Origin of the sequence: Rhodopseudomonas palustris (genome assembly GCF_013415845.1) — a bacterium.
GTDB classification, from domain to species: domain Bacteria; phylum Pseudomonadota; class Alphaproteobacteria; order Rhizobiales; family Xanthobacteraceae; genus Rhodopseudomonas; species Rhodopseudomonas palustris_F.
Genome location: NZ_CP058907.1, coordinates 871,675 through 889,612, shown reverse-complemented (window position 1 = coordinate 889,612; position 17,938 = coordinate 871,675). Strand labels below are relative to the sequence as shown.

Below are 17,938 nucleotides of genomic sequence, written 5' to 3'. Positions count from 1 at the left end.
CTGATCTGTTGCCGGATCATTGAATCAAGAACATCTCCGGGGCGAAGCGCCAGCCGTTGAGCCGGGGGATGCTGTCGTCACAGCGAGAACTCCGAAGCGAACCGCGCGTGCAGCTCTATCTCCCGATCGCTGATCTTCCGGTCAACGTCCTGCTCGTGCTGGCGATGGGCGCTGCGGTCGGGTTCGTGTCCGGAATGTTCGGCGTCGGCGGCGGATTCCTGATGACGCCGCTGCTGATCTTCATCGGCATCTCGCCCGCGGTCGCGGTCGCCTCGGTGACCAGCCACATGGCGGCGTCCTCGTTCTCCGGTGCGCTGTCGTACTGGCGCCGCCGGGCAATCGATCCTCTCCTCGCCTTCGTCCTATTATGCGGCGGCATCGCCGGCACCGGGCTCGGCGTCTGGTTCTTCGTGCTGATGCGCGCGGTCGGCCAGCTCGACTTGGTGATCGCGGTGTCCTACGTCGTGCTGCTGACCTCGGTCGGCGGTCTGATGGTTTACGAAGGCATCCGCGCGATCCGTCGCTCCAACCGCGGTGAGGTGCCGCTGGCGGGCCGCTCCGGCAACCGCAACTGGCTGTACGCGCTGCCGTTCAAGGTCCGGTTCAAGCGCTCCAAGATCTATCTGTCGGTGCTGCCGGTGGTGGCGATCGGCGTGCTGATCGGCTTCATCGGCGCCGTGATGGGCGTCGGCGGCGGCTTCATCCTGGTTCCGATGCTGATCTATTTGCTGCGGGTGCCGACCAGTACCGTGGTGGGTACCTCGATGGTGCTGACCCTGGTGACGATGCTGATCGCCACCGTGCTGCATGCCGCCACCAGCCACCTGGTCGACGCGGTGCTGGCGCTGATCCTGATGATCGGCGGTGTCACCGGTGCGCAGTTCGGCGCCCGCGCGGGCCAGCGCATCCGTGGCGAACAGCTCCGCCTGCTGCTCGGCCTGCTGGTGCTGGCGGTCGGCGTCCGCTTCGCGATCGAGCTCGGCATCCGCCCCGCCGAGCTGTTCACGCTGCGCGAACTGAGCCCGTCATGATGGCGCGGCGGCTCACATCGCTCCGCGCGATTGCCACCGCCGGGCTGCTGGCGCTGATGCTGCCGTTCGCCTCGCCGGCGGAAGCGGAGCGGCTGATCGTGTCGGTCTCCAACGCCCGCGTCACCGTCACGCCGAACTATTCGGGCGGCGAGCTGGTGCTGTTCGGCGCGATCGAGAAGGACCATCCGGCATTCGTCGAGGCCGGCAAATACGATCTGGTGATCAGCGTGTTCGGCCCGCGCGCCAACATGGTGACACGGCGCAAGGAGCGCAAATTCGGCATCTGGATCAACAGCGACTCCCGCGAATTCCTGATGGTGCCGAGTTATCTGGCGATCTTCGCCAACCGGCCGATCGACGCGATCGCGCCGACCGAGGTGCGGCGCCGGCAGCAGCTCGGCATGAACCACGTGCTGCTGACCCAACGGATCGGCACCGACTACGCGGACGTCGTTGCCGACGACCAGTTTCGCCAGGCTTTCATTCGGCTGCGCGAGGATCGCGGGCTGTACCGCGAAGACAGCACCGCGGTGAAATTCCTCACCCCGACGCTGTTCCGCACCGGAATTCCGCTGCCGGCCGAGGTGCCGATCGGCAGCTACGACATCTCGATCAAGTTGTTCGCCAGCGGCGAGCTGCTGACCGAGACCGACACCTCGTTCGAGATCGCCAAGATCGGCTTCGAACAGTTCGTCGCCACCGCAGCCCGCCAGCACGGCATCATCTACGGCCTGATCACCGCCCTGATGGCACTCGCCACCGGCTGGATGGCATCCATCGTGTTCCGGCGCGACTGACCCATCCTCATCGTCATTCCGGGGCGCGCGTGTCAACGCGCGAACCCGGAATCTGGAGCTTCCGGGCACCCAGCAGCGCCCGCCTGTCGACCTCTCGGCCTGATCACTTCGAGATTCCGGGTTCGCAGGCTTCGCCTGCGCCCCGGAATGACGGCGTGTGGGGCGAGTTAAAGCAGATAGCCCACTGCCATCGCCACCACGCTGATACCCATGGCCGCGGTCGAGAGCCAGCCGAGCCAGTGCAGCGGGCCGCGCACCACGAAGCTGTGCATGGCGTCGCGGCGGCGGGCGATCAGCATCAGCAGCACCATCACCGGCACGGCAAGGACGCCGTTGATCACCGCGCTCCAATACAGCGCCGAGATCGGATTGATCGGCGCGAAATTGAGCGCGATGCCGAGCACAGCCGACAGCGCCAGCACGCTGTAGAACGCCACCGCCTGCTTCGGCTTGCGCGCCAGCCCGACCGGCCAGCGCCGCCCTTCGCCGACCGCATAGGCGGCCGAGCCTGCCAGCACCGGAATCGCCAGCAGACCGGTGCCGACGATGCCGAGCGCGAAGATCCATTCGGCGAACGGACCGGCGATCGGCCGCAGCGCTTCGGCGGCCTGTGCCGAGGTCTCGATGTCGGTCTTGCCGCTGGCGTGCAGCGTGGCGGCGGCGGTGATGATGATCGCCAGCGCGATCAGATTGGAAAATGCCATGCCGATGATGGTGTCGGCCCGAATGCGCTGGAATTCCTGCGGCGCGTCCTGCGGTGTCTTGATCAGCGGTTTCTTGTGCGGATCGATCCGCTCTTCCTCCGCCTCCTGCGAGGCCTGCCAGAAGAACAGATAGGGCGAGATCGTGGTGCCGAGGATCGCCACGATGGTGGTGAGATAAGTGCTGCTCCAGGCGAGGTGCGGGATCAGCACGCCGGCGGCGGCCTGCCCCCAATCGACCTTGGCGGCCGCGAGTGCGCCGACATAGGCGAACAGACACAGCGTCAGCCATTTCAGAACCGAGACGTAGCGCTTGTAGTCGAAGAAGATCTGCGCCAGCACCGAGATCGTGCCGAACGCCACCACGTAGAACAACGCCGGACCGCCGATCAACAGCTTGGTGGCGTCGGCCATCGCGGCGAGATCGGCGGCGATATTGATGGTGTTGGCGGTGAACAGCAGCATCACGATCACCGCGAGCAGGCCGCCGGAATAGTGTCGGCAGACGTTGCCGGCGATGCCGTGGCCGGTGACGCGGCCGACCCGGCCGGAAATCTCCTGGATCGCCACCATGAGCGGAAAGGTCAGCAGCATGGTCCAGCCGATGCCGTAACCGAGCTGCGCACCGGCCTGACTGTAGGTGCCGATCCCGGACGGATCGTCGTCGGAAGCGCCTGTGATCAGGCCGGGCCCGAGGGTTTTGAAGAAGCCGCGGAGCCGGAAGGTTTCAAGACGCTGGACCTTGGGCGTCCCATCCGGGGCAGGATCGATCAAGTCTGGCCGGTCGAACTCTCGTCTGGCGTCGGAGGTCACGCGCGGGGTCCCGGGCTAGGTCAGGTGAACGCCAACGTACCCGCAGCCGCTTCGTTCCGGTAGCGGAACGCCACGCCGCGGCAGCTCAGCTCGCCGGAGCGGCGATGCGCGCCGGCCGAGTCACCAGATAGATGCCGATCGCCACCGGGATCACACCGAGCAGGTCGCGCCCGTCGATCGATTCGCCGAGCACAAGCCAGGCGAACAACATGGCTAGCGGCGGCATCACGAAGTGCCAGGCGCTGGCCGCCGTCGCGCCGTACAGTGTCAAAAGCCGAAACCACAGCCAATACGCGACGATCGAGCCGCCGAGCACCAGGAAGGCGAATGCGCCGGCAAGCCGCCAGCTCGGCACAATATCGCTGACGCTCGACAGCGACATCGCCAGCGGCGTGAGCGCGAGCCCGGCGGCGAGATTCTGGATGCCGTTGCCGACCCACAGGCTGCCGCGCGGCGCCAGGCGCTTGAACAGGATGGTGCCGGCCACGATCGACGCCAGCGAGGCCAGCGTGAAGCCGAGCCCGGTCCAGGCCTCGGCGCCGATCGCGACGCGGTGCCAGACGATGAAGGCGACGCCGGCGACGCCTAGCACTAGGCCGGCGATCTTTCTCCAGGTCAGCGCCTCGTGCAGCAGCAGCGCCGCCGCGACCGCGGTGAACACCGGATTGGCGCTGACGATCAGTCCGCCGATGCCGGCCGAGACGGTCTGTAGGCCGACATAGCCGAGGCCGAGATACAGCGCATTGTTGGCGAGGCCGAGCAGCGCGCAGATCGCGACATCGCGCGGCCGCAGCGTCCACGGCTCGCGGCGCAGGGCCGAGATGCCGAGGATCAGGATGCCGGCGAGACTGAACCGCGCCGCCAACAGGATCAGCGGCGGGCAATCGGAGACACCGACTTTGCCGGCCACGAAAGCGAAGCTCCACAGCGCGCAGAACAGCACAATCTGCAAGGCGCGGGGGTTGAACAGCGGCGAGGCGAGCGGAACGGCGGGCGTGAGCGACATCGAAAGCGTCTCCTGATGCCTAGGGCTTAGGGGCCTGCGTTGTCATTGGGAAATTAAATGATAAAATCATCTCCAGTGGATTTTCGAATGAGGCAGCGATGCTCGATCTCGAACTGCTGCGCAGTTTCGTCTCGGTGGTGGAGGCCGGCGGCTTCACCCGCGCCGGCCAGCGCGTGCACCGAACGCAATCGACGGTGAGTCAGCAGATCAAGCGGCTCGAAGACGATCTCGGCCAGCAACTGCTCGACCGCAGCGGCAAGGACGTGCTGCCGACCGAGGCGGGCGAGCGGCTGCTGTCCTACGCAAGGCGCCTGCTCGCACTCGCCGAAGAGGCGCGCGACGTGGTGGGGCGGCCGAGCACCGAGGGCGCGGTGCGACTTGGGATTCCGGAAGACTTCGCGCTGTACCGACTGCCGCGGCTGCTCGGCAATTTCTCGCGCGCCCGTCCCGGCCTGCGGCTCGACGTCCGCGCCGATCAGAGCCTGAATTTGAAACGCGACCTTGAACGCGGCGATCTCGATCTGGTGCTGCTCAAGCGCGAAGCCGGCGGTGCCGGCGCGGTCGCGGCGTGGCCGGAGCGCGTGTACTGGGTGAACAGCAAGAGCCACCCGTGCAATCCCAAGGCCGGCTCGGTGCCGCTGATCTTCTTTCCCGGCGGTTGCCTATATCGACGCCGCGCGATCCACGCGATCGAAGCCGCGGGCCGGCGCTGGCACATGGCCTATACCAGCTCGAGCCTCGCCGGAATTCAGGCCGCGGTCGCGGCCGGGCTCGGCCTGTCGATCCTGTCGGAGATTTCAATTCAGGCCGATCATCGGAAACTCACGGCGCGCGACGGCTTCCCGCCGATCGACCGCACCGAGCTCGCCCTGATCGCAGCCCCGCAAGCCAGCCCGGCAACCCTGCGGCTTGCCGACAGACTCGCCGAGTTCTGCGAGAAGGTCCACACCAAGGCGGCGTGAGACGTTGCGGCTTGAGGCCCGTCAATCATCTCGACCTCTCAGCGGGTCATTCCGGGGCGCGCGTAGCGCGAACCCGGAATCTCGCCCAACATCGCAGCCGTCGAGATTCCGGGCTCGCTCGCTTTGCGAGCGCCCCGGAATGACTCGTGGGTAGTGCTTAGCTAACTGTCAGCAACAGCGCGAGGCGGCGATGGCGTGGAGGCGGTTGTCGCCGAGCACGTGGGCCGTGAAAGCCGCGCCGCCGAACAGTCTCGCGAACGCTGCGTCGCGAATGTTCAGCCCGCCCGTATAGGCGCCGAACGCCGGCATCACCACGCGCGTGCCGTCGCCGGCAAAGCAGCGCCGCTCGATGCTGCGGCCGCGGCGGCTGACCCTCGCCTTCGGATGCAGGTGGCCGGCGATCTCACCGCAGGCGCCGGTCGGCTCGTGGCGGAACGCGACGGTGCCGACCGCCACCTCCGCGGCAACGCTGCCGCCAAGATCGCAGGGCAGATCGGGATCGTGATTACCGGCGATCCAGATCCAGTCGCGCCGCGCCTGCAGCGCGGTGAGGATGTCACGATTGGCGGGCGACAGCCGGCCATGGGCGTCGCGGTCGTGAAAGCTGTCGCCGAGCGCGATCACGGTTGCAGGATTGAACCGGGCGATCACCGCGCCGAGCCGTCCGAGCGTCGCCACCGTGTCGTAAGGCGGCAGCAGCACGCCGCGCATCGCGAAGCTCGACCCTTTTTCCAGATGCAGATCGGAGACGACCAGTAGCCGCTCGTCTTCCCAGTACAGCGCGCCCGACAGATCAGCGACGAACGCGGCACCGGCGATGGTGACGCTCTGCTCCCCTCCCCCTTGCGGGGAGGGGTCGGGGGTGGGGGTCCAAGCGGTTTGGCTTCTCAATTGAATGACGTGCCTGTGGCACCCCCCACCCCGACCCTCCCCGCAAGGGGGAGGGAGAAGACATCAGCTCATTGCCTCGCGCACCAGTTCATCGGCGGCTTCGGCGAGCAGGACATCGGAGGCCTCGCCGTACACGGCTTCCCGGCCGATTTCCAGCATCACCGGCACCGCGAGCGGCGAAACCCGGTCGAGTTCCTTGTGGACGATGCGCCCGTTGATTCGCATCAGCATATCACTCAGTCGCCGCAGATCGAGCAGCCCGGTGGCGGCGTCGGCGCGGGCGGCGCGCAGCAACACATGGTCGGGCTGATGCTTGTTGAGCACGTCGTAGACGAGGTCTGTCGAGAACAGCACCTGGCGGCGCGACTTCTCTTCGCCGGCGAAGCGCCGCGCGATCAGGCCGGAAATGATCGCGCAGTTGCGGAAGGTGCGCTTCATCAGCGCCGATTCCGCGAGCCAGGCTTCGAGGTCGTCGCCCAGCATGTCCGGATCGAACAGCGCATCGAGATCGAGTCGGCCCTGCCGGATCATCTGCGACATGTCGCTGAGCCCCCACACCGCGAGCGCGTATTCGTTGGCGACGAAGCCGAGCGGCCGGGCGCGGGCGCGTTCCAGCCGCCGCGTCAGCAGCATGCCCAGCGTCTGATGCGCCAGCCGGCCCTCGAACGGATAGCAGACCAGATAGTACTTGGCGGCGCGCGGAAACGTCTCGACAACCAGCTCGCTGCGGCCGGGCACTTTCGACGCCTTGGTCTGCAGCGCCAGCCAGTCGCGCACCTGATCGGGCAGACCTTTCCACGTCTTCTTGTCGGCGAGCAGGCCACGGACGCGTTCGGCCAAGTAAGTCGACAGCGGAAACTTGCCGCCCATATAGGACGGCACCCGCGCATCCTTGTCGTGGGCGCGCGAGACGTAGACCTGATCCTCCATCATCGCCTCGTAGCGCACCACCTCGCCGCCGAACACGAAGGTGTCGCCGGCTGTCAGGCCTTCGATGAAGCCCTCTTCGATCTGGCCGAGCATCCGCCCGCCGCGCGCGATCGCGCCGGTGCTGCCGCCACCCTTGGCGCGCGACGAGCGCACCAGCTTCACCTTCAGCATCGCCTCTTCGACGATGGTGCCGACATTCAGGCGATAGGCCTGCCGCACCTTCGGATTGGCGACGCGCCATTTGTCCTGCTTGTCCTGCTTGATGCGGGCGAAGCGCTCGTAGCTCTTCAGCGCGTAGCCGCCGCTGGCGACGAAATCGAGCGTGTCGTCGAAATCGCCGCGCGACAGATCCGCATAGGGCGCAGCGCTGCGAATTTCCACATACAGATCATCGGCGACAAACGGTTCGCCGCAGGCGCAGCCGAGAATGTGCTGCGCCAGCACGTCGAGCGCGCCCTTGCGCTGCGGCGGCGTGTCCTGCGCATTCTCGGCGACAGCATCGATTGCGGCGACGCATTCCAGCACTTCGAAGCGATTGGACGGCACCAGCACGGCGCGCGAGGCTTCGTCGATGCGGTGGTTAGCACGGCCGATGCGCTGCATCAGCCGCGACGAGCCTTTCGGCGCGCCGACATTGACCACGAGATCGACGTCGCCCCAGTCGACGCCGAGATCGAGCGACGACGTACAAACAACTCCGCGCAAGCGGCCCGCTGCCATCGCGTCCTCGACCTTGCGGCGCTGACCGACATCGAGCGAGCCGTGATGCAGCGCGATCGCAAGGTTGTCGTCGTTGATCCGCCACAGCTCCTGGAACAGCATCTCGGCCTGGCTGCGGGTGTTGACGAACACCAGCGTCGTGGTGTTGCGCCGGATTAGATCGTAGATCTCCGGCAGCGCGTGGCGCGCAGAGTGCCCGGCCCACGGCAGCCGTTCCTTGGTGTCGAGCATCTCGACGATCGGCGGCGCGGCGCCGGTGGCGACGACGATGTCGGCTTGATCAACGGCCCTCTCGTCTCCCTCTCCCCTTGCGGGAGAGGGGACAAAGGGCTGCGGCACCAGAAAGCGGGCGAGTTCGTCGGGATCGGCGACCGTCGCCGACAGACCGATGGCGCGGAGCTGCGGCGCGATCCGCCACAGCCGGGCGAGCCCGAGCGATAGCAGATCGCCGCGCTTGGACGTGACCAGCGCATGCAGCTCGTCGAGCACGATCCGCCGCAGGGTGCCGAACAGATAGGGCGCATCGTCGGAGGCGAGCAGCAGCGCGAGCTGCTCCGGCGTGGTTAGCAGGATGTCGGGCGGATATTTGCGCTGCCGCGTCCGCCGTGACACCGGCGTGTCGCCGGTGCGGGTTTCGACGCGGATCGGCAGCTTCATCTCCGCGATCGGCGTTTCGAGATTACGCGCGATGTCGACCGCCAGCGCCTTGAGTGGAGAGATGTAGAGTGTATGCAGCCCGCCGCTCCGCGAGACCATTCCGTCTCCCCGCGCGCTGAGAGAAGGTGGCGCGGCAAGCGCAGCTTGCTGCGCCGGATGAGGGGGCGTCGCGGTCGTGAGCGCCACTTCCGCAAGTGGAGATTCATCAGCCCCCTCACCCGACTTGCCGGCTACGCCAGCAAGTCGACCTCTCCCCGCGAGCGGGGAGAGGTTAGGCGCCGCCCCGCTCAGCTCCACCAGCGATGGGAGGAAACCAGCCAGGGTCTTGCCGGCGCCGGTCGGCGCGATCAGCAGGGCGGAGCGTTGCGCCCGTGCCTTTTCCAAAAGCGCGAGCTGATGATCGCGCGGCACCCAGCCGCGTTCGGCGAACCAGCGGCGGAACCGGTCGGGCAGCAGATCAAGAGAGGAATCGGCGAGGCTCACCCTGCCAAGCTAGGCATTCACCGTGCGGCGGTCGAGGTTCGGCGCGAGAAATGCTCGACGACGGCGGAGCCGCCCAAAACGTGAATGGCCGGGACGAGCCCGGCCATAACGCAGCGACGTGTCGGGATGGCGCCGCGATACCCCTCACTCGAAGGGCAAACGCGGATCCGCGCGCCTACTCCGTGAACGGCTTCTCCGAGATGTCCCAATCGGTGCCGTTGAAGGTGGCGATGTAGAGGGTCTTCATCGGGGTGTAGTCGTCCGGCGTGTAGCTGTAGTCGATGCCGTCGAGGAAGTAGGGCGAGTGGAAGCCTTTCAGCGAGGTCGCCTGCTTGATCACGTTTTCGCGGGTCAGGTTATCGCCGCAGCGGCGCAGGATCTCGGCCATCGTCACGGCCTGGCCGTAGCCCGCGTACGCGATGGTGTTGTCCTTATCGACGTTGGGCAGATACTTGGCGCGCAGCTCCTCGAATGCCTTTACGTCGGGATCGTTCTCGAACCGCGGCACGCCGACTTCCTTGGAGTAGCGGATCGCCACGATGCCCTTGGCGTTGTCGAGCCCGGCGGCGTTCAGGATCGAGCGGCCGGTCGAGCCAGCCGACAGCAAATGCAGCGGCTTCCAGCCGATCTCGGCGATCTTGCGGATCGATTGCGAGGTCGCCTTGCCGGTGGTGATGTTGAAGAACACGTCGGCGCCGGACTTCGACAGGTTGATGATCTGCGAGTCGATCGTCGGCTCGGTCAGGTCGTAGCTGGCTTCCGCCACCACCTTGGCCTTGCCGCCGGCCTCTTCCAGCACCTTCTTGAACGGCGCCAGGAAGTCACGGCCGAAATCGTCGTTCTGGTAGAGGATCGCGACCTTGGCGTCGGGCTTCACCGCGACAACGTGCTTGGCAAGGATGCGTGCTTCGGTCGGGTACAGCGGCAGCCCCGCCATGGTCCATTTGAAGTTCTTCGGGTCGTTCCATTTCGACGCCCCGGTGTTCAGCAAAAGCTGCGGAACCTTCTTGGAATTCAGATACTTATGGACCGCGGTCTGAGGCGCGGTGCCGAGCGAGCCGTACAGCGCCAGCACTTCCTCTTGTTCGACCAGCCGGCGGGTCGCTTCCACCGCCTTCGGCGCGCTGTAGGAGTCGTCCAGGGTGATGAACTTGATCTTGCGGCCGTTGATGCCGCCCTTCTCGTTCAGCATCTGGAAATAGGCTTCGCCGACGCGGCCGAGCACGCCGTAGAGCGAGCCGGGGCCGGAATGCGGGACGGTCTGGCCGATCTTGATTTCGGTGTCGCTGGCGCCCGGATCGTATTTCTTGTCCGCCGCAATTGCCGCCCCCGCGGTCAACATCATCGCCGCGATCGCCGCCACGGACGTGCGGACGGAGCTGGTGCGCAGATTCATCGAGTTTCTCTCCCCTTGGATGTGCCGGCTCGAAAAGACCGGTTCTCGTTCGGCCGCGGCGCTGTGCGCTTCTGCGGCAAAACCATCCTGGGCAGAGCCGCGAAGCTGCGCAACCCATCAACCGGGTGAATTTTCGCCAGATACCCGCAGCAAGCGATGTTTCTGCCGCGCGGCGGGTAATCCGAGGGCGACTCGTCGCCGCACCCCGGAACTTTGAAAATCGGGATTTACCGCTTCAATCAATTGTTTACCCGCGATTTCCGGCGGGTGTGGCCGCCCGGGTACAGACGACTCGGCGCCGCCCCCGTAATGTTCGCGCAGGTTTAAGAGGGGATTCCCGTCCATGAAACGCATTTTCGCCGGCGTCGTGCTGGCTGGCACCGCCGCCGTCAGCGCCCAAGCGGCCGATCTCGCCGTCAAGGCTCCGTACCTGAAGGCCCCGGTTGCCGCCGTCTATGACTGGACGGGCTTCTACATCGGCGCCAACGTCGGCGTCGGCCTCGGCCGTAACCTTCAGACGCACGCCTATCCGGGCGGCGCCTCGCTGAACACCACCTACCTGCAGCCGCAGGGCGTGATCGGTGGCGGCCAGATCGGCTACAACTGGCAGCTCGGCTCCTTCCTCGGCCCGATGCTGCTAGGCCTTGAAGCCGACATCCAGGGCAGCGGCGCCAGCGACGGCTATACCTCGCTCAACGGCCTCGCCACCAACTACAACCAGAAGCTCGACTGGTTCGGCACCGTGCGCGGCCGCGTCGGCCTCGTACGCGGCCCGGCGGTCGCCTACTTCACCGGCGGTTATGCGGTCGGCAGCGTCAAGACCACCGTCACCGAAGGTGGTCTGGTGGCGTTCGACAACAGCAAGACCCGCTCCGGCTGGGTGATCGGCTCGGGTGTGGAAGCTGCGCTGGGCGGCAACTGGACCGGCAAGATCGAATATCTGTATCTCGACCTCGGCAACCAGACCGACTTCTTCGGCAATCAGAGCCTGCGCACCGAAGTGCGCGAGAGCATCTTCCGCGCCGGTCTGAACTACCGCATCGGCGGCAACGGCACCTACATCACCCCGCCGCCGGCGAACTGGGCTGGCCTGTACATCGGCGGCAATTTCGGCGGTGCGACCGGACGTGATCGCTCGAGCCTGACCCTCGGCGGCGGCCAGACCGACACCTTCAACCTGGCGCCGGATGGCTTCATCGGCGGCGGCCAGATCGGCTACAACTGGCAGGCCTCGAACTGGGTGTTCGGTGTCGAAGCCGACTTCCAGGGTTCGACCCAGAAGGATCAGCGCGCCTCGGTGCTCGGCCCGCGGGCCTACTATGACGCCAAGCTGCCCTGGTTCGGCACTGCGCGTGGCCGCATCGGCTACTCGCTCGGCTCGACCCTGTTCTACGGCACGGCCGGCTACGCCTACGGCAACATCAAGTCCGACATCGTCAGCTCGATCGGCAACTACAGCTTCAAGACCACCAAGGGTGGTTGGGCTGCCGGCGCCGGCATCGAGACTCCGTTCCAGCTGTTCGGCCTGCTCGGCCCGAACTGGACCTCGAAGACCGAATATCTCTACGTTGACCTCGGCTCGACCACCGACGTGTTCGGCGGCACCGGCATCAACACCACCAAGGTCACCGAACACATCCTGCGCACCGGCATCAACTATCACTTCAATCAGCCGGTGGTCGCGAAGTACTAATCTTCGCCTCACAGCAACGGACACAGAGCCCCGGCCTAGCGGCCGGGGTTTTTGTTTGCTGCATCCTCGTCATTACGCGCGAAGCGACGCAATCCAGGGCTCCGTGAACCTAGCTGGCTAGGATCGTCGCTGCGCTCCTCGCGTGGTCGGGTCTAGCCGTTGGGCCTGAAGGCGACGACGACGAGGCCCGGCAACGGGGTGTGCTTCTCGTTGCGGGCCGACGCGTATTGCAGCAGCGCAACCATAAACCCGGCACGTTCCAATTCCGCGCGCAGATAGCTTTCCGCCTGAGCGAACCGCAGCCCGGCCGTCAGCACCACGCCATCGCCCGCATGCGTCTCGGCGGTGACCGCGAGCAGGCCGCCCGGCTGCAGCACCTGCGCGGCTTCGCGCAGCAGCGGCGCGACGTCCTGGATGTAGATCAGCACGTCGGCGGCAAGGATCAGCTCCGCGCTCGCCGGTGGCTCGTTGGCAAGCCCCTGCACCAAGTCTGTCACCGCAAGCCGGCCATACACGCCGGTCGCACGCGCGCGCTCGATCATCTGCGGCGATAGATCGAAGCCGATGATCTCGGAGACGATCGGCGCAAACGCGCGGCCGACCAAGCCGGTGCCACAGCCGAGATCGATTGCGCGCCGGAACGCCATCGCTCGACCGGTGGTCTCGCAGACCTCGCGCACCGCCTCGAACAGCAACGCCGGGCCGCGGTAGCCGAGATCCTCGACCAGCGACTTGTCGAACCGCGGCGCATACTGATCGAACAACGCTCCGATATAGGCCGGCGACATCGCATCGAGATCGGCAGCGCCGAGCCGCATCAGGCGCAAACCGGCACCGTGCCGATCGCGCGGGTCCGCCGCGCGCGCCCGCCGAAACGCATCGACTGCGCCCTCGCGGTTGCCCAGTCTGTCCTGGCGAATTTCCCCGAGTGCGAACCACGCCGAGGTAAAGTCCGGCGCCAGCTCGACCGCCTGAGCCAGCAGGTCGGCGGCCGCCTCCGCCTCGCCGCGCGCCAGGAGTTCGCGCGCAAAGTCGTAGCGTCGGTCGGCAAGAACATTTCCGGACGACAGGAACAGGTACGTCGGCATCGACGGAACCCGGCGGGTTAAGACTCGTTTGAAAGGCAGGCCCGCCTATATAGCGAAGATGCGACCGCACGACATCCTGATGCCGACCGCCGCCGGCCTGTGCTGCAGGCTCGGCGGCTTCCACATCGATCCGGTGCGGCCGGTCGACCGCGCGGTGATTACTCACGGCCATTCCGACCACGCCCGCGCCGGGCACGGCACCGTGCTGGCGACCCAGCCTACGCTCGACATGATGCGGCTGCGCTACGGCGACAACTTCGCAGGCTCGACCCAGGCGGTCGCCTATGGCGAGACCGTCCGGCTCGGCGACACGACGGTCACGTTCCATCCTGCCGGCCATGTGCTCGGCTCTGCCCAGATCGCGGTCGAAGCCGGCGGCATCCGCATTGTCGCCTCCGGCGACTACAAGGACGCGCCCGACCCGACCTGCACGCCGTTCGAAATCGTGTCGTGCGATGTGTTCATCACCGAGGCGACCTTCGGGCTGCCGGTGTTTCGCCATCCCGATGCGGCGGGCGAAGTCAGAAAGCTGCTCGACTCCGTCGCGCTGTTTCCGGAGCGCGCGCATCTGGTCGGCGCCTACTCGCTCGGCAAGGCGCAGCGCGTGATCGCGCTGATCCGGCAGGCCGGCTACGACGCGCCGATCTATCTGCACGGCGCGATGGAGAAGATCACGCATTACTATCAGGCGTCCGGCATCGCGCTGGGCGAACTACGCCCCGTGAAGGGCGTCAAGAAGGCCGAGCTGGCCGGCACCATTACGCTGGCGCCGCCGTCGGCGACCTCCGATCTCTGGACACGCCGCTTTCCCGATCCGCTCACCGCGTTCGCCTCGGGATGGATGCGGGTGCGCGCCCGTGCCCGCCAGCGCGGCGTTGAACTGCCGTTGGTGATCTCCGACCACGCCGATTGGGACGGCCTCACCGCCACCATCGCGGCCACCGGCGCCGGCGAAGTCTGGGTCACCCACGGGCAGGAGGACGCGCTGGTGCATTGGTGCCAGACCAAGGGCCTCGCTGCGCGGCCGCTCGACCTGGTCGGCTATGGCGACGAAGATGAAGACGTCGGCATGCCGACGGGCGAGAGCGAGGCCGCAGAGGCATGAACCGCTTCGCCGAACTGCTCAACCGCCTCGGCTATGAGCCCGGCCGCAACAACAAGCTGCGGCTGATCACTAACTACTTCCGCGAGGTCGACGATCCCGATCGCGGCTGGGCGCTGGCAGCGCTGACCGGCGCGCTGTCGTTCCGCCACGCCAAGCCCGGCCTGATCCGCGCCCTGATCGCCGAACGCACCGACCCGGTGCTGTTCGGCCTGTCCTACGATTACGTCGGCGATTTGTCGGAGACGGTGGCGTTGATGTGGCCCTCTCCCCGCAACACGGCCGTCTCCTCTTCCCCAGGCTGGGCCTCCTCCCCTCCCCCCTGCGGGGAGGGGTCGGGGGTGGGGGGCCACGATGAGACGCCATCCTTCGGGCGCCCTCACCCCAACCCTCTCCCGCAGGCGGGAGAGGGAGCTCGCCCCGCAAGCGGCGAGGATGTCGCCTCACAGAATCAACTGATCAGCACCGGCCACAACAACCCGCCTCCCCCGACGCTCACCGAAATCGTCACCACGCTGCAGAGCCTCGGCAAGGCCGAGCTGCCGGCGCAGCTGGCACGGTGGCTGGATGAGCTCGACGAGACCGGGCGCTGGGCGCTGCTGAAGCTGGTGACCGGCGCATTGCGGATCGGCGTATCGGCGCGGCTTGCGAAGACCGCCGCTGCGGCGCTCGGCGACAAGGACCCGCACGACGTGGAGCTAGTGTGGCCAGGTCTCCAGCCGCCATATCGCGAGCTGTTCGCTTGGCTCGAAGGTCGCGGCCCGCAGCCGATCAACCGCGATCCGGCGCCGTTCCGCCCGGTGATGCTGGCGCACGCGATCGACGACACCGACTTCGCGGCGATGAATCCGGCCGACTACATCGCCGAATGGAAATGGGACGGCATCCGGGTCCAGGCAGTCAGCGGCCAGAACGAGCACGGCGACACGGTGGTCCGCCTGTATTCGCGCAGCGGCGAAGACATCACCATGAGCTTTCCCGATCTGTTACCGTCGCTGCGTCTACCCGGCGCGATCGATGGCGAACTGCTGGTGCTGCGCGACAAACGCGTGCAATCGTTCAACGTGCTGCAGCAGCGGCTGAACCGTAAATCAGTCACGTCGAAACTGACGAAGGACTATCCGATCCACCTGCGCGCCTATGACCTGCTCGGCGACGGCGACGATGACCTGCGGAGGCTGCCGTTCGCCGATCGCCGCGCGCGGCTGGAGACCTTTATCGCCAGACTTGACGATCCCAAGGTCGACCTGTCACCCATCATCACGTTTGACGACTGGGAAGGTTTGCGCGCCGCCCGGCGCGATCCGGCCAGTGCCGGCGCCGGGCTCGATGCCGACGCGGTCGAAGGCGTGATGCTGAAGCGGCGCGACGCGCTGTATCTGCCCGGCCGCCCCAAGGGCCAGTGGTGGAAGTGGAAGCACGACCCGCACATCATCGATGCCGTGCTGATGTACGCGCAGCGCGGCCACGGCAAACGCTCGTCGTATTATTCCGACTACACCTTCGGGGTCTGGACCGACGGCGACGGCGGCGATCAGCTCGTGCCGGTCGGCAAGGCGTATTTCGGCTTCACCGACGAAGAGCTGCTGCAGATCGACCGCTTCGTCCGCCGCAACACCACCGAGAAATTCGGCCCGGTCCGGCATGTCGTGCACGAGCCAGACAAGGGCCTGGTGCTGGAAGTGGCGTTCGAAGGATTGCAGCGGTCGCCGCGCCATAAATCCGGCGTAGCGATGCGGTTTCCCCGCATCAACCGGCTGCGCTGGGACAAGCCGCCGAAGGACGCCGACCGGCTGGACACGCTGGAGCGGATGCTGAAGGCGGAGACCGCAAATCCGCCGGCGACCGCCGCCCGCGGCCATTGACGGCAAAGCGCCGGTTCCCCATCTGCCCAGCACCGAATATGATGCGCCAGCCACGCGCGAGGACCATGACAATGCGAGACGACATCCGGGATCAGCCGGCCAATGACGACAGGATGACCCGCTTCCTCGGCGGCTCGCCGATGGCGGTGGCGTTTCGTCTGATCCTGATGTCGATCCTGGTCGGCGTCGTGCTGGCGGCGATCGGCCTCGATCCGTGGAACATCATCACCAGCATCCGGCTGCTGTTCGAACGGATCTGGGACCTCGGCTTCGACGCAATCAACGGGCTATGGCGCTACTTCCTGCTCGGCGCCGTGATCGTGATCCCGATTTGGCTGTTGACGCGGTTGGCCAGCACGCCGCGCGGACGCTGACGGCAGCCTGCGCACGCCGTGGAATCCGCCAATTCGTCCGTAACCACCCGGCAGGTGTTCGCCATCGCCGGCCCGGCGATGGTCGCCAATCTGACGACGCCACTGCTCGGCGTCGTCGCCACCACGGCGATCGGACGGCTTGGCGAGGCGACGCTGCTCGGCGGCGTGTCGATGGCCTCGGTGCTGTTCGACTGCCTGTTCTGGCTGTTCGGCTTCCTGCGGATGAGCACGCTGGCGTTCACCGCGCAGGCGCTCGGCGCCGGACAGAGCCGTGAAGTCCCGGCGCACCTGCTGCGCGGACTGATCGTCGCGGCTGGCATCGGCCTGTTGCTGATCGCGCTGCAAGGTCCGCTCGCCACGGTGCTGATCGGAGCGATGGGCGGCAGCGAGGCGGTGAGCGCCGCCGCCAAGACCTACTTCTCGATCCGGATCTGGTCGTCGCCGCTGGTGCTGGCGAACTTCGCGGTGCTCGGCTGGCTGGTCGGCCAGGCGCGCGCCACACTTGCACTGGCCGTGCAGATCGCCATCAACCTGATCAACATCGCCGCCACCGTGCTGCTGGTGCTGTGGTTCGACTTCGGCGTCGCCGGCGCCGCGATCGCCGCGGTCATCGCCGAAGGCTCGGGGCTGGTGATCGGGCTCGCGATCGCAGCTTGGCGCGGCCATGGGCTGTTCAAGGTGTCGCGCGCGATGCTGTTCGATCCGCACCGGTTGCGGCGGATGTTCGCGGTGAATCGCGACATCATGATCCGGACCGCGGCGCTGATCGCAGTGTTCCTATTCTTCACCGCGCAGGGCGCGCGCGGCGGCGACGTGGTGCTGGCCACCAACGCGGTGCTCAACAATTTCCTGATGATCAGCGCGTTCTTCCTCGACGGCCTCGCCAACGCCGCCGAGCAACTCTGCGGCCGCACTCTCGGGGCTCGCGACCGTGCCGGCTTCGTCAAGGCCACGCGGCTGGTGATCCTGTGGGGCTTCGGCTTCGCGCTCATCGTCAGCGCGATCTACGCATTTGCCGGGCCGGCGTTGATCGACTTCATCACCTCGAACGAAGAGCTTCGCCGCACCGCGCGCGATTATCTGTGGCTGGTGACGCTGGCGCCGATGCTCGGCGTGTTCGCGTTCGCCTATGACGGCGTGTTCATCGGCGCCACCTGGGCACGCGAGATGCGCAACCTGATGCTGCTGTCGCTGGTGCTGTTCCTGGCGTCGTGGTTCGCGCTCCGCCCGCTCGGCAACACCGGACTATGGATCGCGCTGTTGTCGCACTACGTCTGGCGCGGCGGCCTGCAGGCGCTACGCTATCCGGCGATGGTGCGGGCCTCGTTCGCGGCAAACTGAGTTTTCATCAAATCTCGTTCGCCGAATTAACCCGACATTGATGCCCGTATCACGTGCGAAGAATCGACACTTCGCACATTCGCCTTCC

Annotated in this window: 14 protein-coding genes; 8 read left to right on the top strand and 6 right to left on the bottom strand. The window is 66.6% G+C overall.

The genetic code is table 11. From position 1 onward, the window contains the following. Positions 1 to 107 precede the first annotated feature (107 nt). Positions 108 to 1,031 carry a sulfite exporter TauE/SafE family protein gene (locus HZF03_RS04105; RefSeq protein WP_041810195.1) on the top strand — a complete coding sequence of 308 codons (924 nt, stop codon included), beginning with the start codon at positions 108 to 110 and terminating at the stop codon, positions 1,029 to 1,031. Further along, complete coding sequence (locus HZF03_RS04100; protein WP_119018464.1) at positions 1,028 to 1,828, top strand: TIGR02186 family protein; 801 nt, start codon at positions 1,028 to 1,030, stop codon at positions 1,826 to 1,828. Before HZF03_RS04105 ends, HZF03_RS04100 begins: the two co-directional genes overlap by 4 nt. Positions 1,829 to 1,995: 167 nt before the next feature. On the opposite strand, the gene HZF03_RS04095 is transcribed toward HZF03_RS04100, so the two are convergent. Beyond that, positions 1,996 to 3,303, bottom strand: coding sequence for an NRAMP family divalent metal transporter (locus tag HZF03_RS04095; RefSeq protein WP_119018465.1), 1,308 nt, complete (start codon positions 3,301 to 3,303; stop codon positions 1,996 to 1,998). Positions 3,304 to 3,427: 124 nt separating this feature from the next. Beyond that, positions 3,428 to 4,348: a DMT family transporter gene (locus tag HZF03_RS04090; RefSeq protein WP_119018466.1), complete on the bottom strand. Its 921-nt coding sequence runs from the start codon at positions 4,346 to 4,348 to the stop codon at positions 3,428 to 3,430. A gap of 98 nt (positions 4,349 to 4,446) precedes the next feature. On the opposite strand from HZF03_RS04090, the gene HZF03_RS04085 reads away from it, so the two are divergent. Continuing rightward, on the top strand, positions 4,447 to 5,310 hold the full coding sequence (locus HZF03_RS04085; protein WP_119018467.1) for a LysR family transcriptional regulator: 864 nt from the start codon (positions 4,447 to 4,449) through the stop codon (positions 5,308 to 5,310). 168 nt (positions 5,311 to 5,478) lie between these two features. Here HZF03_RS04085 and pdeM read toward each other — a convergent pair whose 3' ends face one another. From pdeM to HZF03_RS04070, 3 genes are all read right to left on the bottom strand, one after another. Next, positions 5,479 to 6,201: a ligase-associated DNA damage response endonuclease PdeM gene (gene pdeM / locus HZF03_RS04080; RefSeq protein WP_420853844.1), complete on the bottom strand. Its 723-nt coding sequence runs from the start codon at positions 6,199 to 6,201 to the stop codon at positions 5,479 to 5,481. Between the two features lie 63 nt (positions 6,202 to 6,264). Beyond that, positions 6,265 to 8,991 carry a ligase-associated DNA damage response DEXH box helicase gene (locus HZF03_RS04075; protein ID WP_119018468.1) on the bottom strand — a complete coding sequence of 909 codons (2,727 nt, stop codon included), beginning with the start codon at positions 8,989 to 8,991 and terminating at the stop codon, positions 6,265 to 6,267. A 175-nt stretch (positions 8,992 to 9,166) separates the two neighbouring features. Beyond that, positions 9,167 to 10,387, bottom strand: a complete 1,221-nt coding sequence (locus HZF03_RS04070; RefSeq protein ID WP_011156373.1) for an ABC transporter substrate-binding protein — start codon at positions 10,385 to 10,387, stop codon at positions 9,167 to 9,169. A gap of 343 nt (positions 10,388 to 10,730) precedes the next feature. Here HZF03_RS04070 and HZF03_RS04065 point away from each other — a divergent pair, with 343 nt between their 5' ends. After that, complete coding sequence (locus HZF03_RS04065) at positions 10,731 to 12,080, top strand: outer membrane protein (protein WP_011156372.1); 1,350 nt, start codon at positions 10,731 to 10,733, stop codon at positions 12,078 to 12,080. A 152-nt stretch (positions 12,081 to 12,232) separates the two neighbouring features. On the opposite strand, the gene HZF03_RS04060 is transcribed toward HZF03_RS04065, so the two are convergent. Further along, positions 12,233 to 13,168 (bottom strand): class I SAM-dependent DNA methyltransferase, encoded by a 936-nt coding sequence (locus tag HZF03_RS04060; protein WP_119018469.1) that lies wholly within the window; start codon positions 13,166 to 13,168, stop codon positions 12,233 to 12,235. A gap of 58 nt (positions 13,169 to 13,226) precedes the next feature. Between HZF03_RS04060 and HZF03_RS04055 the strand changes: the two genes are divergently transcribed. The 4 genes from HZF03_RS04055 (at position 13,227) to HZF03_RS04040 (ending at position 17,850) form a co-directional block, all read left to right on the top strand. Next, the gene (locus tag HZF03_RS04055) at positions 13,227 to 14,273 is read left to right on the top strand and encodes a ligase-associated DNA damage response exonuclease (RefSeq protein WP_119018470.1); all 1,047 of its coding nucleotides are present in this window, start codon (positions 13,227 to 13,229) and stop codon (positions 14,271 to 14,273) included. Then, the gene (locus tag HZF03_RS04050) at positions 14,270 to 16,135 is read left to right on the top strand and encodes an ATP-dependent DNA ligase (protein ID WP_119018471.1); all 1,866 of its coding nucleotides are present in this window, start codon (positions 14,270 to 14,272) and stop codon (positions 16,133 to 16,135) included. The genes HZF03_RS04055 and HZF03_RS04050 overlap by 4 nt, the downstream gene beginning before the upstream one ends. A gap of 71 nt (positions 16,136 to 16,206) precedes the next feature. Next, a complete protein-coding gene (locus tag HZF03_RS04045) occupies positions 16,207 to 16,509 on the top strand; it encodes a DUF6460 domain-containing protein (protein ID WP_119018472.1) in 303 nt (100 codons plus the stop codon). Positions 16,510 to 16,527: 18 nt separating this feature from the next. Further along, entirely contained in the window at positions 16,528 to 17,850 is a 1,323-nt protein-coding gene (locus tag HZF03_RS04040; RefSeq protein WP_119018473.1) for an MATE family efflux transporter, read from the top strand. Positions 17,851 to 17,938: the final 88 nt, after the last annotated feature.